Annotated in this window: 10 protein-coding genes, 1 tRNA gene and 1 pseudogene; 1 reads left to right on the top strand and 11 read right to left on the bottom strand. The window is 70.5% G+C overall.

Annotated features, from left to right (window positions below; all coding sequences use genetic code 11):
- Nucleotides 1-16: 16 nt before the first annotated feature.
- From NGB36_RS11470 to NGB36_RS11420, 10 genes and pseudogenes are all read right to left on the bottom strand, one after another.
- A complete protein-coding gene (locus NGB36_RS11470) occupies nucleotides 17-1381 on the bottom strand; it encodes a cytochrome P450 (protein WP_255920086.1) in 1365 nt (454 codons plus the stop codon).
- The gene (locus NGB36_RS11465; protein ID WP_255920085.1) at nucleotides 1378-2361 is read right to left on the bottom strand and encodes an NAD-dependent epimerase/dehydratase family protein; all 984 of its coding nucleotides are present in this window, start codon (nucleotides 2359-2361) and stop codon (nucleotides 1378-1380) included. Before NGB36_RS11465 ends, NGB36_RS11470 begins: the two co-directional genes overlap by 4 nt.
- The gene (locus NGB36_RS11460) at nucleotides 2358-3266 is read right to left on the bottom strand and encodes a UbiA prenyltransferase family protein (RefSeq protein ID WP_255920084.1); all 909 of its coding nucleotides are present in this window, start codon (nucleotides 3264-3266) and stop codon (nucleotides 2358-2360) included. Before NGB36_RS11460 ends, NGB36_RS11465 begins: the two co-directional genes overlap by 4 nt.
- Nucleotides 3263-5917: a PEP/pyruvate-binding domain-containing protein gene (locus tag NGB36_RS11455; RefSeq protein ID WP_255920083.1), complete on the bottom strand. Its 2655-nt coding sequence runs from the start codon at nucleotides 5915-5917 to the stop codon at nucleotides 3263-3265. Before NGB36_RS11455 ends, NGB36_RS11460 begins: the two co-directional genes overlap by 4 nt.
- Before the next feature lie 32 nt (nucleotides 5918-5949).
- Nucleotides 5950-6591, bottom strand: a complete 642-nt coding sequence (locus tag NGB36_RS11450) for a methyltransferase family protein (protein WP_255920082.1) — start codon at nucleotides 6589-6591, stop codon at nucleotides 5950-5952.
- Nucleotides 6588-7508, bottom strand: a complete 921-nt coding sequence (locus NGB36_RS33130; RefSeq protein WP_269470034.1) for an AfsA-related hotdog domain-containing protein — start codon at nucleotides 7506-7508, stop codon at nucleotides 6588-6590. Before NGB36_RS33130 ends, NGB36_RS11450 begins: the two co-directional genes overlap by 4 nt.
- Nucleotides 7509-7881: 373 nt before the next feature.
- Nucleotides 7882-8070, bottom strand: a pseudogene (locus NGB36_RS11435) (methyltransferase); the annotation flags it as partial.
- A 127-nt stretch (nucleotides 8071-8197) separates the two neighbouring features.
- Nucleotides 8198-8274, bottom strand: a tRNA-Pro gene (locus NGB36_RS11430).
- Between the two features lie 12 nt (nucleotides 8275-8286).
- Nucleotides 8287-9045 carry a Pr6Pr family membrane protein gene (locus NGB36_RS11425; protein ID WP_255920081.1) on the bottom strand — a complete coding sequence of 253 codons (759 nt, stop codon included), beginning with the start codon at nucleotides 9043-9045 and terminating at the stop codon, nucleotides 8287-8289.
- Nucleotides 9046-9066: 21 nt separating this feature from the next.
- Entirely contained in the window at nucleotides 9067-9996 is a 930-nt protein-coding gene (locus tag NGB36_RS11420) for a metallophosphoesterase (RefSeq protein WP_255920080.1), read from the bottom strand.
- A 78-nt stretch (nucleotides 9997-10074) separates the two neighbouring features.
- Here NGB36_RS11420 and NGB36_RS11415 point away from each other — a divergent pair, with 78 nt between their 5' ends.
- Nucleotides 10075-10542: a GatB/YqeY domain-containing protein gene (locus NGB36_RS11415; RefSeq protein WP_255920079.1), complete on the top strand. Its 468-nt coding sequence runs from the start codon at nucleotides 10075-10077 to the stop codon at nucleotides 10540-10542.
- A 68-nt stretch (nucleotides 10543-10610) separates the two neighbouring features.
- Here the strand turns inward: NGB36_RS11415 and NGB36_RS11410 are convergent, their stop codons facing one another.
- Nucleotides 10611-12878 (bottom strand): transglycosylase domain-containing protein, encoded by a 2268-nt coding sequence (locus tag NGB36_RS11410; RefSeq protein ID WP_255920078.1) that lies wholly within the window; start codon nucleotides 12876-12878, stop codon nucleotides 10611-10613.
- Nucleotide 12879: the final 1 nt, after the last annotated feature.

Genomic DNA, 12879 nt, shown 5'->3' with positions numbered 1-12879 from the left:
CAGGTCCAGCGCATCGTCATGGCCCGCAACCTCCCCTGACCACCCCCACCACCCCTACCTGCCCTCTGGGAATCGCCGTCATCCGCAGTGCGCCGGGATGAACGGCCGCGCCTCTGGCGACCTCCCGCACCCGCGCGCCGACGACGGGACGCAGTCGCCAGCGGCCGGCGATGGTGGCCAGGTGGATGACGAGTTCGGTGAGGGCGAAGTGGTTGCCCGGGCATTGACGTGCACCGCCGCCGAACGGAATGCAGGCGCCCCGCGCCAGCCCCGCCGAGCGCTCGGGCAGCCAGCGGTCCGGGTCGAAGCGCCCGGGCTGCGGGAAGACACGTGCGTCGTGGTGGAGGGCGTACGGGCTGAAGAGCACCGAGGCGCCTTCGGGCAGCGTGGTCCCGCCGATCGTGACGGTGGCCGGCGCGTGGCGCAGGATGATGTACGGGGGATAGCGGCGCAGCGTCTCCTGTACCACGCGGCGGGTGTAGTCCAGGCGTGAGATGTCGTCGAACTCCGCTGCCCTGCCGCCGAGTACCTCGTCCACCTCGTCGTGGAGTCGAGCCTCGATCCCAGGGTTGGTACCGAGTTCGTGGAAGGCCCAGGCCAGGGCGGCGCCGGTGGTCTCCGTCCCCGCGACCATCATGTTGACGAGCTGGTCGTGCACCTGATCGTCGCTCAGACCCGTGCCGGTCTCGTGGTCGCGGCTGCGCAGGAGGCTGGAGAGCAGGTCCCCGCGGTCGGTGCGGTCCCCGCGGCCGGCGGCGACGGCCTGCCGCGTCGTCCGGTGCAGCCGGTCAACGGCGGTACGGAAACGGCGGTTGCGGCGAGTGGGCAGCCTGAGCAGCAGCGCGGGGGCCAGCGCGCGCCGCGGGATCTCCTCCAGCGCGACCGGCAGTGAACGTTTGATCTCCTCGATGGCGTCGGTGAAGTCCGCGGAGAAGAGCGTGGTCGCCACGGTGAGGAGGGCGAGCTCGTTCATCTCCTCGTCCACGGCGAGCACGTGACCCGGGCGCCACGAAGCGGCCCGCTCGGCGGCGAGTCGGCTCATGGTCGTTGCGTAGGCGGCGATCCGCTCCCGGTGGAACGCGGACTGCATCAGCCGGCGGTGGCGTCGGTGCTCCTCCCCGTTGAGCATCCCGACACCCCGGCCCAGCAGCGGACGCGCCGAATCCACCAGCTGCCCCTGGTCGAAGGTGCCGCTCTCACCGACGAGGACACTGCGCACCAGGCCGGCGTCGTTGATGACGAAGGCGGTGACGGTGCCGAGACGGATCCGTACCACGTCCCCGTACCGGGGCAGCGAGGTGAGGAAGGAGAGCGGGTCGCGGACCATCGGCAGCCCGTGCCCGATCAGAGGCAGGCCGCCCGGTGCGGTGGGCACGGTCATGTCGTCTCCGGATCCAGGACGGGCGCGCGCCCGGTCGCCTGGCGCAGGCCGAGATGGCGGCGGTACCAGGGGGCGTACGCCGTGAAACGCTCACCGAAGCCGCCCGGTACCAGGCCGAGTTCGCGCCAGACTCTGGTGCTGTCGTAGAAGTGGTCGAGGGCCACCAAAGCCAACTGCCGTACCAGCCGCGGCTCGGCGCCGGTGAACGCCAGCGCGTCCTCGTACGTCAGATCCGCGGCCGGGGCGGGGACGCCGAGATGCCGGGTGAGCGCCGCATGCAGCTCGGCGACGGTGACGGGCACCGGATGGTTGACGTGGTAGACGCCTCGTGTCGGGCGCGCGGTGTGGGCGAGGGCGGCGATGGCCTCGGCCAGGTCCTCCACCGCGACGAGGGAGAGCCTGGCGCGCGCACCGTTGACGGTGACCGGAGTACGGGCCAGGGCGGTGGCCAGCGCCGGTACGAACCGGCTGTCGCCCGGCCCGTAGACGAACATCGGGCGCACCACTGTCCCGCCCGCGGCCAGCACCGACCGCTCGGCGAGCAGCCTGGTGCGGCTGGTCACGGAGGCGGGTGCGCACTCCACTGCGTTCTCCGTGATCCCGGCGTGCGGCCCGGTCCCGTAGACGGCGGCGGTGCTCAGATGAACGATGCGGCGGACTCCGGCCCGGCGGGCCTCGGTGACGAGCGCCGCGGTGCCGTGCACGTTGACGGCGGTGCACCTTTCCTGGTCCTCGCCGTGCTTGCCGTCCCCCTCGTTCCCCTCGATCGCTGAGGCGCAGTGCACAAGCGTGTCGACGCCCTCACAGACGCCCGCCAGCGACGCGGGATCGGCCAGATCCCCCGCGATCCGCTCGGCGTCCCCGTCGACGGGGTCGATGGGGCGGCGGTGGGTGAGCAGCCGCAGCGAGGCCCCGCGGCGGGTGAGCGCGGCAAGTGCCGCCCGTCCGACGAAGCCGCTCGCACCGGTGAGCAGGATCATCGCACCCCCGCCTGAAGCGCCAGGGCCAGATAGTCGCAGACGACGAAACCCATGGCCAGCGGCACCGGCCACGCCACCACCCGCCGTCGCGTGAACAGCACCAGTCCGGCGGCCGGGAAGGCGAGCGCCACATACGGGGCATACGCTGCCGACGCGGCGAGCGCGCCGGCGCCTATGGCATGCCACGGCCGGAAGAGCGCCAGGGTCAGCAGCGCCGTGGCTGCCGTGAACCCCGCCGCCGTCCGGGCGCTGCGCTGCGGACCGATGACACCGGAGTACAGACGCGCCCCGTCCGGCCCCGCCCAGGCCGTCTTGCGGGCGAACTCGAAATGCAGGAAGACGCAGACGAAGATCGCCAACAGCAGTACGGCCCGCAAGCCGGCGCCGCCGCCCGCCGAAAGGTAGACGTACACGCTGATCAGCACCTGCACCGGGTAGGTGATCGCCAAGTTGACCAGCAGCCCGTCCCTGACCCTGCGGCTGCGACGTTCGAGTACGACGAGGAGGAGGGCGTAACCGAGATCCGCGACGAGCACGGCGAGGGCCGCCGCGGGCAGCCGCACGTTCAGCGCCACCAGCGCGATCGCGATCACCACCATGGCACCGCGCAGCTCGCCGCGGCCGATCTCCCCTGTCACCAGGGGCCGTTCGGGGTTGTGGACGCGGTCGTACTCCAGATCCTTCTGCTCGTCGGCCATCCGCAGATACAGCAGGGTGAGCACCACGCTGACCGCCCGCACCGCCGTGCCGGGGGAGGGATGCCAGGGGCGGTGCGCGAGGAGCGACGCCGAGCCCTCCAGGGCCAGCACCCACAGGACCGCATACGTCACATACACGTGCGGCGTGAACACCGCGAGCGTGAAGTGGCCCAGTCTGCGCAGTGTCCTCATACCCGGTGTCCTCATGCGCGCTCCGTCTCGCCGTCGAGGACCGTGACCAGGCCACGGGTGCCGTCGATCTCCACCAGCGCGCCGTCCGGGATCGCGGTGGTCGCGCCGGGCAGGGCGACGATGGTGGGGATGCCGAACTTCCGCCCGGTGATCGCGGTGTGGGAGAGCATGGTCCCGCGCTCCACGACGATGCCCGCGGCGCGCAGCATCAGGAAGAGCCACCCCGGGTCGGTCTCCCGGGCGACGAGGATCAACCCCTCGTCGGAGGGTCCGGTGACGTGGGTACGAGGATCCAGCACGATCCGGGCGATGCCGCGGGCCGTTCCGCCGCTGGAGCCCAGGCCGCGCAACACGCCGGGTACGGAGGCCGGTTGCCATGCCGTAGGCCGGGTGTGCCGTACGGGTCCCAGGGTGGTGAACCGCATCGGCGGCTCCTCGTCCGCCGCCTCGAACTCGGCGCGGCGTGCGTCCGCGACGGCCTGCGGCTCCTCGCTCGTACCCGTCCCGTCGAAGTAGCCGAAGAGTTCGTCCTGGGTGAGGTGGACGACGTCGTCGGCGCCACGGAGCACGCCGCGTGCGGCCAGCTCCTCACCGAGCGAGGTGAAGACCGCCTTGGCCAGGCCGAACAACTCGCTCCTGCAGTAACGGGAGTTCTCCCGGTGGCGGACGTACTGGCGGAGCTTCGCCAGCAGCAGCCGCACCACTGTGAGCTGCACCGGGCGGCCCCGCAACGCGTCCGTGAGCCGCCGTTCGGCCTCGGCCCTGATCAGCCGCTCCCGCTGCTGCAGCTCCGCGACGCCGAGGTCACTACGGGCGTAGTCGCCGACCAGGCGCAGCAGCTCCCACGGCGCCTGCCGCACGGTGGGCTGCTCCATCTTCAGCTCCTGCAGTCCCCGGTCGCCGTACCGGTGCAGATGGGCACGGAGCTGTTCGAGGAGCTCGCCGCCGAACTCGCCGCGCTCGACGGCCTGCCACACCTCGCGCACGTCCCGCCCGTCCCGCGCCGCCAGCGCCTCCAGCAGGGAGGGGCAGGAGCGCGCCCGCTCCGCCAGGCGCACGACGGAGAGCACGATCGCCGTGCTGTGGTTCTCCTCGTCCCCGCAGAGCAGGTCGCTGAGGAGCGCCTGGTCCCGGCCCGGCACCCATCGCCGGAGCAACCGTTCCGTGACGGCGGCGGTGGTGCTCAGCACGGAGTCGTTGATCAGCGTGACGCCCCACTCCTCGCCGACGGCCGCCCATACCTCATGGAAGGCCTGGATGCGGGCGAGCGGATCGACGGCGGACCAGTCCCGGCTGCGCAACGGGGAGATCAACGATTCCCACCACGCCTCGAAGCGGCGCATCGCCCGGTCGTGGCGGGCGAAGCGGACCGCCACCCGGCACAGCGGCAGGGCGAGCCGCAGCATCGCGGACCGGCTTCCCGGACGTCCCGCTCCAGGTACGGGTGGCGCGCCGGAGATCCCCATCATCTGCTCCCAGGAGGCCCGGAAGAGCGGGAAGACCGCGAGCTGCTGGTGGAGGTGATACCAGGCGCCGAGCTCGTAGTAGATCCTCCCGTGGTGCCACCCGATCATCCGCTCCAGATGGCGCCGGTTGCGGCGCAGGGTGCGAGCATCCACGCCGAGCCTGCGGTACAGGTCGTGGAAGATGGTGCTGTAGAACTTCTGCGCGAAGGTGTAGGTCAGGGCGGTCGTGACGCCGGGGAAGCTCTCGGTGACGTTCGCACTGCTCCACTGCCGACGCAGCGAAAGGTCGACGGTGATCGGCCGGGACTGCACCAGATGCAGCGCGCCGTCGGCGGTGAACGTCCCCTCGATGTCCTGCGGCACACCGAAGATCCGCTCGATCCTGCGGCCCACGCCGTCCAGTTGCCGTATCTCGTCGTCGGTGAGCACCGGCCTGCCGCGCAGTTCCTCGGGCACCGGCAGGGCAACCGGGCCGGCCTCGGGACGCGCGGCGCTGAACCCGAGCCGCTCCGGCTTGTCGGCGATCCGGGTGCCGATCCCGCCGTCGGCCGCCAGAAAGTAGTGATCGACGCCGACCCGCTCCTGGACGACCCCTTCGCCGATCCCGTATCCCGCTGCGATGACGCACTGCGCGGCGCCGGTGCGCGGATCGCAGGTGAACACCACGAACGACCGCTCGCCCAGCGCCATCTGCTGGACGCCGACGGCCACGTCGACCTCGAGCGGGCCCAGGCCCTGGACATGCCGGTACAGGAGCGATTCGGCGTTGAAGGCGGAGGTCCAGCAGCCGCGGATCCGCTCCAGGAGCAGCTCGCGCGGAACGTAGAGGAAGCTGTCGCTCATCCCGGCGAAGGCATCCTGCGTGGAGTCCTCGCTGATCGTGGAGGCCCGCACCGCGACGAGCGTGCCGGGCGCGAACGCATCGTCGAAGGCGGCGAGGATATCGTGTGCCACCTTCGGCGGGACGGCGGCTGCGCCGAAGAGCGCGCGGACGGCGTCGGAGGCTCTCTCGACCGAGGCGGGATCGGTGAAGTCCACACTGCGCAGCTCGCGTTCGATCGGGTCGCGCAGCGCGTCGGCCACCACCCGGAAGCATCCGGCCGTGAGCGCGAAGAAGGGCGGCACGGGCAGCCCCTCGGCAGCGAGCCGGGCAAGCCGGGCCAGTTTCTGCCCCACCTCGTCCGCGCGGACACTGCGCATCCGGTGCCCGGTGACAATGTATTGACGGCGCATCACCACACCACCGGTACCAGCCGCTTGCGGTTGCGTGCGTAGGCCGGGTAGCCGGTCAGCTCCATCAATGTCCGTTCCTCGACGAGAATCCGGTGCACGATGGCCGGAATCAGCAGCCCGGCACAGGCGGCGATGATGTAGGGGTTTGCGAAGATCGCGACGAATCCGGCGTGGGCCACGATCATGCCCGCGTAGGCGGGGTGGCGTATGAAGCGGTACGGGCCGGTACTGACGATCGCGTGGTCGTGGAGGGTGCGCACCCGGTGCGAGTAGAAGCGGCCGAGGTGGACGACGGCGGTCAGCCGCAGTGCGATTCCCGCGAGGAAGACGACGATCAGGAGCGGTACGATGCGCCCGCTGGGCCAGCCCGGCCACCCGGACCCGGCGGGTGCGAAGACGGCCGCAGCGACCACCGCTCCACGCGCCAGTCCGTACAGCGGCATGCTGCCCCGGTCGTCGCCTCCGGCTTCCCCAGGGCTGCGCCGGAACGTCACTCGCAGCTCGGTCACCGTCCAGGCCAGGTACAGCGCGATCACGACCCGGCGGACCCCGGACTCGGTCACGAGCCCGTACCCGAGCGCGCCGAGTCCGGCGAGGAAGAGCGCGGGCGGAAACCAGCTCTCCGGCTTCACAGCCCTCACCGCGCACCCACCGGGCGCATCCGCCGCAGATGCTCGTACGCGCGGCGGGAGACCACATGGCCGGTGATCGCGGCCTCGCCGATGATCGGGCCGCCATGCACGGTGAACCTCATGACCCCGGCCCCCCGGCGGCGAGCCGTCGGCAGCCCGCAACACCGGAGCACGGTCCGTCGTCCGCGCCGGAGCGGCCGGTCCAGCCGTACGTCGAACGAGCCGACGATGAACTGCCCGTCCGCCGCCACCTCGCGGGCCTCGTGCCCGAGCAGGGTGGCGAACTGCCGTAAGCCTTCCATGAGTTCCCCCAGCGAGCGGGTCGGCCCGGTGCCGCTGACCAGGTAGTGCCCGGGCGGCGGGTCCAGCAGCTCCGCCGCGTACTCGTCCTCGCCGAGTTGTTCGAAGCCGCCGATCAGGACGTTCTCCGAGCGCGCGCGGTGAACGAGCCCGGCCGGAACGGGCGCCGCCGCCGATGGCGTGCCGCGAACGGGATGGTCTGCTGAGGCCGCACGGCCTGCGTACGCGAAACTACCCGCGCCGACCGACGTTCCCCCCTGCACGATCTCCAGATGCCATCGGCCGGGGTCACGGGGCGTCTCCCAGGCCCGCACCACTGGCGCTTCCTCGAGCTCGCAGAACCGGTGGAAGTCCAGCCCCAGCGAGCCGACGCCAGGCGGCCGGCCGCCGTGGCCACTCACCTGCCCGACCAGCTGCAGCGCGCCTTCCACGAGGAGCATGGCGGGCACGTGGTCGAGAGGGTGGTCGAAGAAGTACGGATGGCCGGAGTCGACGGTCAGCCGCGCTTCCCAGACCAGGCGGACATCATCGTCGAACACCCCTGTGGGGTGCGTCGGCTCGGCGCCGGGCGGCGGCCCCGAGGACAGCGACTCAGAAGACAGCAACGCCGGGTACAGCGCTGTCATGTGACCCCCTTCATCTGCCGGACTGCGCCGGGTCGGCCAAGGATTGCGGTCGTGCCGTTGAATTCGGCGAATTCCTTTGCCGTGCCCGAGATCGGACAAAATACTGCCGACCGCGAACACCGCGGCCCATGGCCGCGGTGTGCGGCACTCAATGCCCTTGATTATGCACACTCAGTGTCCCAACTGCCGCTCCATGGAGGCAACGTGACGTGCCATACACACGCCGATAGCCTTATCGTGGGTAATTGAATACCCAACTGCGGCACTACGAATGGCCCTTGCCTGACACTCAGTACCGCCCTTTCGTTTCCACCGGATGACGCGGCGAAAAACATTCGCCGGAGCAGGTCAGGCAACGCCTCGGTGACCTGGGCAGGATGAAGCCGTCGTAGCCCTTCTCGCCGACGGTTTGCGGGGCGGTCGCGGTGAGTCGGGGGTGCCCGGCGACCAGTTCGGCGAAACGGCGCACGCCGTGGACGCGCGGATCGGGACTGGAGGCATCGACGAGGGCGCCGTCGCGAACCACGTTGTCACCGATGATCAGGCTGCCCGGCCTCGTCAACGTGGAGCGGTCGGCATGCACGAGATCGTCAAGACCGATCCGAAACCGTAGTCGCGCAGATAGTCACGCAGCACAGATCAGGGCCGGTTTCCCTCACGAGGAAACCGGCCCTGATCTGGTGTTTCACTGGTCGGGGTGGCGGGATTTGAACCCACGGCCTCTTCGTCCCGAACGAAGCGCGCTGCCAAGCTGCGCTACACCCCGGTGCAACGGGGACTACTCTAGCGGACCCGCAGCCGGAGACGAAATCGCGTTATGCCCGTCCCGGCGGGAAGGGCGCAGGTGGTCGAGGCCGACGAGGCCCAGGGCGAGCAGCCACAGGGCCACGCCGAGCTGCATGGCGTCCAGGAGCACGCGATGGTAGCCGTGGGCGCCGGCGTCGAGGAAGGGGTACGGGTAGCGGTGGCGCGTTCCCGGAGTGAGCAGGGCGCCGCGGGTCAGGACGAACGCCAGGTACGCCGACGGGTAGAGCAGCCACCGGAAGGAGTGCCGCAGGCGGTAGCGGCCGGCGGGGGTGAGCAGCAGCCAGTCCGCGGCGACCGCGAGCGGGACGGCGGTGTGGAGCAGGCTGCCGGTGATCGTCTGCGTCCCGGTGTGTGCGCTCGCGCCGTGGTCGTGGCCGAGGGCGAGGTGGTACACCAGCGCGGTGGCTGTGATGTAGAGCACCGCCGCCCCGGTGAGCCCTGCGGGCAGCGTGGTGCGTCCGGTCGCGGCGCGCAGAGCGGCGGCTGCGCAGACGACAGCGACCAGGGCGTTCGCCTCGATGACCGGCGAGGCGAGGAGGTGCAGGAGGCCGACGGCCCGCGGTGCGCCGAGGGCGTCGAGGGCGATGCCGAGGGCGGCCGCCGCCGCGATGAGCGTGCGGACCGCCGCGGCCGCCGGGTGGCGCCGTCGCCGGGGCCGCGAGGCCAGGCCCGGGGCGCCCATGATGTGCGAGCGGACCGGCGTAAGGGATGAAAGGTGCGGATCGGTCATCGACCCAAGGTAACGGTTCCGTCACTCCTGTGGTGTGAGCGTCAGCAGCGTCGCCTCCGGCGGGCAGGCGAAGCGCACCGGCGTGTAGCGGTTCGTACCGCAGCCGGCCGACACGTGCAGATACGACTCGCGGCCGCCCGCGCGGTGCAGCGACAGGCCCTTGACCCGTTGCGTGTCCAGGTCGCAGTTGGTGACGAGCGCCCCGTAGAAGGGGACGCACAGCTGGCCGCCGTGGGTGTGCCCGGCGAGGATCAGCGGATAGCGGTCGGCGGTGAAGGCGTCGAGAACGCGCAGGTAGGGGGCGTGGACCACGGCCAGCGACAGCCCCTCGCCCGGCTCCGCGCCGCCGCCCACCGTCGCGTACCTGTCGCGCTTGATGTGCGGATCGTCCAGGCCGGTGAGGGCGATCTCGATGCCGTCGGGGAACTTGAGGCGGCCGCGGGCATTGTTGAGGCCGACCCAGCCCGCCGTGTCGAAGCAGTCCCGCAGCTCCTCCCACGGGTTGTGGATCGCACCGTGGACCGGCGCGTTGCCGTTGAGGCCGTGCCGGCCGCGCGCCCTCTCGACGAGGTAGCGGGCCGGGTTGCGCAGCTTGGGCCCGTAGTAGTCGTTCGAGCCGAAGACGTAGGCGCCGGGCAGCTCCATCAGCGGTCCGAGGGCGTCGAGCACCTCGGGGACGGCGTCAGGGTCGGAGAGGTTGTCACCGGTGTTGATCACGAAGTCGGGGCGCAGCGCGGCGAGCGCCTGCAGCCACCGGCGCTTCTTCTTCTGTCCGCAGACCATGTGGATGTCGGAGACCTGCAGCACCCGCAGCGGTCTCATCCCGGGCGGCAGCACCGGAACCTCGACCCGCCGCAGCCTGAAGGACCGGACCTCGAAGCCGGCGGCGTAGGCCAGCCCTGCCGCTCCGACTGCCGTGACTCCCAACGGGATCCCATAACGCGCGCGCATGCGTTCATCGTCGCAGACCCGCACACCGCCAGGAAATCTTGCGGCCCTTGTACGGCTGTGCATGGCAGACTCCCTTGCATGACCACGACGCTCAAGCAGCGGTTGCAGAACGACCTGACCAGCGCGATCAAGGAACGGGACGAGCTGCGCTCGGCCACGCTCCGCCTTACTCTCTCCGCCATCACCAAGGAGGAGGTCGCGGGCAAGACCGCCCGCGAACTCTCCGACGACGAGGTGTTGAAGGTGATCACGCGCGAGGCGAAGAAGCGTCGCGAGGCGGCCGACGCGTTCGAGCAGGGCGGGCGTGCCGAATCCGCGGAGCGTGAGCGCGCCGAGGGCAAGGTGCTCGAGGCTTATCTGCCGCAGCAGCTGTCCGCGGACGAGCTGGCGGCGCTGGTCGCGCAGGCGGTGAAGGAGGCCGCGGCCGACGGCGCCGAGGGACCGCGGGCGATGGGCGCGGTGATGAAGATCGTGAACCCGAGGATCGCGGGACGAGCGGAAGGCGGCAAGGTGGCCGCCGAGGTGAAGAAGCAACTCGGCAGCTGACCTGCCTCCGCATGCGCGAGGGGCGCCCCGGAATGCTCCGGGGCGCCCCTCGTCGCGTCGTTTCGGGCTCAGCCGCCCGGGAAGTTGGCTCCGCCGTTCCCGTTCCCGTTGCCGCCGTTTCCGTTGCCGCCGTTTCCGTTGCCGCCGATCAGGCCCGGCGGGAGGGAGAACCCCGGAAACGGGTTGTTTCCCTGGCCGTTGCCGTTCCCGTTGCCATTGCCGTTGCCGCTCGGGGACGGGTTCGGGCTCGGGTTCCCTTGTGACGGCGGGTTGTTCGAGCCGCTCAGCGACACCGTCGGCAGCTTGGCCGACGGGGTGCCCGCCAACGCGCCGTTCATCGCGTCCCGCCAGATCGGGCCCGGCGTGTCGGCACCGAAGACCTGCTTGTGGAAGACGCCGCCGATGGTGATGTTGTACATCTGGACCGACTGTTGCGGGTCGCCGACCCAGACCGCACCGGCCATGTTCGAGGTGTAGCCGACGAACCAGGCGTTCTTGAGGCTGTCGGTGGTGCCCGTCTTGCCCGCCGTGTCACGGCCGGTCAGGCCCGCCTGCGTGCCCGTACCGTCCTCGACCACGCCCTTGAGCAGCGTGTTGAGGGTGGACGCGGTCTTCGGCGACATGGCGCGGGTGCACGAGGTCTGCGGCACCGGCAGCGACTTGCCGTTGGCGTCCGAGATCGACTCGATCGCGACCGGGGTGCAGTACACGCCGCCGTTGGCGAAGGTGGCGTAGGCCGATGCCATCGTCAGCGGGGTGACGAGCTGGGTGCCGAGGGTGATCGACGGCACTTGCCCGAGCGGTACCCCGTTCGCCTGGTGCACGCCCATCTTCTGGGCCATCTGCACCACCGGGCAGATGCCGATCTTGCTGATGAGCTGCACGTAGTAGGTGTTGACCGAGAGCGCCGTGGCCTTCTGCATGTTCATCGGGCCGACTTCGGACTTGCTCTCGTTCTGCACCTGCGCCGGCGGGTTGCTGTCGTTGACCCAGGGGTTGCCGCAGGTGTTGACCGGGCTCGGGTAGTTCATCGAGTACGGCGCGGGGAGCACCGTGTTGGGGTCGGTGCCGCCCTCGATGGCGGCCGCTGCGGTGATCGGCTTGAACGTCGAACCCGACTGGAAGCCTCCGCCTCCGCCCATGTCCTGGTCGACGTTGTAGTTGATCTGCGTCTCGTCGGTGGCGAAGCCGTACGGTCGCGACTGCCCCATGGCGACGATCTTGCCGGTGCCGGGCTGGACCAGGGTGGCCGCGGCGGCGACGGGGTCGGTCTTGTAGATGTGCTTGTTGAGCGAGTCCTCGACGGAGGCCTGGGCCTGCGGGTCGAGGGTGGTACGGATGGTCAGGCCGCCTTGCGTCCAGCGCGCGGCGCGGTCCTCCTCCGTCTTGCCGAAGGCCGGATCGTTGAGGAAGGTCTCGCGGACGTAGTCGCAGAAGAAGCCGGCGCCGCTGACGGCGGTGATGCAGCCGTTCTTGGGCGTGCTGGAGTTGAGGCCGAGCGGCTTGGCCTCGGCCGCCTTGGCCTGCGCTGTGGAGACGTCGCCGAGCTGGGCCATGCGCTTGAGCACCGTGTTGCGGCGCTTGAGGGCTTCCTGCGGGTCGGCGATCGGGTCGTAGCGGGTCGGCGACTGGACCAGGCCGGCGAGCAGCGCCGACTGCGCCAGATCGAGGTTCTTGGCGTCGGTGGAGAAGTAGCGCTCGGCGGCGGCCTGGATGCCGTACGCCTGCTCCCCGAAGAAGGTGATGTTGAGGTAGTTCTCCAGGATCTGCTTCTTGCCCAGCTCCTTTTCGACCTGGATCGCGTACTTCAGTTCCTTGATCTTGCGGCCGAGGGTCTGCTGGGTGGCCTCGGCCAGCGCCTTCGGGTCGTCCCCGGCTTCCTCGATGAAGACGTTCTTGACGTACTGCTGGGTCAGGGTGGAGGCGCCCTGGGCGACGCCGCCGTCGGCCGCGTTGGTGTCGAGCGCGCGCAGTATGCCCTTGGGGTCGATCGCGCCGTGCTGCCAGTAGCGCGAGTCCTCGATGGCGACGATCGCCTTCTGCATCGTCGGGCTGATGTCGTTCAGCGGTACGACGGTGCGGTCGCGCGAGTAGACGGTGGCGATCAGACCGCCGTTGGCGTCGAGGATCTGCGTCGCCTGGCTCAGCGGCGGGCGTTTGAGGTCGCCGGGAAGGGCGTTGAAGTCGGCGACCGCACCCTTGGCGGTCAGTCCGAGTGCACCGGTGGCGGGCAGGGCCAGACCTGCGAGCACCACACCCGCCATCACGCTGGCGCCGACGAACTTCGCGGCCTGCTTGGCGGTCGGCTCGCCACCGCCCGAACGCTTGTAAGCCATG

Source organism: Streptomyces humicola (assembly GCF_024436035.1).
Taxonomy (GTDB): domain Bacteria; phylum Actinomycetota; class Actinomycetes; order Streptomycetales; family Streptomycetaceae; genus Streptantibioticus_B; species Streptantibioticus_B humicola.
Note: the sequence above shows the minus strand (reverse complement) of the source record. Positions and strands in the feature narration are given on the sequence as shown.

What these genes read in the sequence shown, in the direction of transcription:
- NGB36_RS11470 (WP_255920086.1), bottom strand. Translation starts at nt 1,381, where the DNA reads ATGACCGTGCCCACCGCACCGGGCGGCCTGCCTCTGATCGGGCACGGG.
- NGB36_RS11465 (WP_255920085.1), bottom strand. Translation starts at nt 2,361, where the DNA reads ATGATCCTGCTCACCGGTGCGAGCGGCTTCGTCGGACGGGCGGCACTT.
- NGB36_RS11460 (WP_255920084.1), bottom strand. Translation starts at nt 3,266, where the DNA reads ATGAGGACACCGGGTATGAGGACACTGCGCAGACTGGGCCACTTCACG.
- NGB36_RS11455 (WP_255920083.1), bottom strand. Translation starts at nt 5,917, where the DNA reads ATGCGCAGTGTCCGCGCGGACGAGGTGGGGCAGAAACTGGCCCGGCTT.
- NGB36_RS33130 (WP_269470034.1), bottom strand. Translation starts at nt 7,508, where the DNA reads ATGACAGCGCTGTACCCGGCGTTGCTGTCTTCTGAGTCGCTGTCCTCG.
- NGB36_RS11425 (WP_255920081.1), bottom strand. Translation starts at nt 9,045, where the DNA reads ATGACCGATCCGCACCTTTCATCCCTTACGCCGGTCCGCTCGCACATC.
- NGB36_RS11420 (WP_255920080.1), bottom strand. Translation starts at nt 9,996, where the DNA reads ATGCGCGCGCGTTATGGGATCCCGTTGGGAGTCACGGCAGTCGGAGCG.
- NGB36_RS11415 (WP_255920079.1), top strand. Translation starts at nt 10,075, where the DNA reads ATGACCACGACGCTCAAGCAGCGGTTGCAGAACGACCTGACCAGCGCG.
- NGB36_RS11410 (WP_255920078.1), bottom strand. Translation starts at nt 12,878, where the DNA reads ATGGCTTACAAGCGTTCGGGCGGTGGCGAGCCGACCGCCAAGCAGGCC.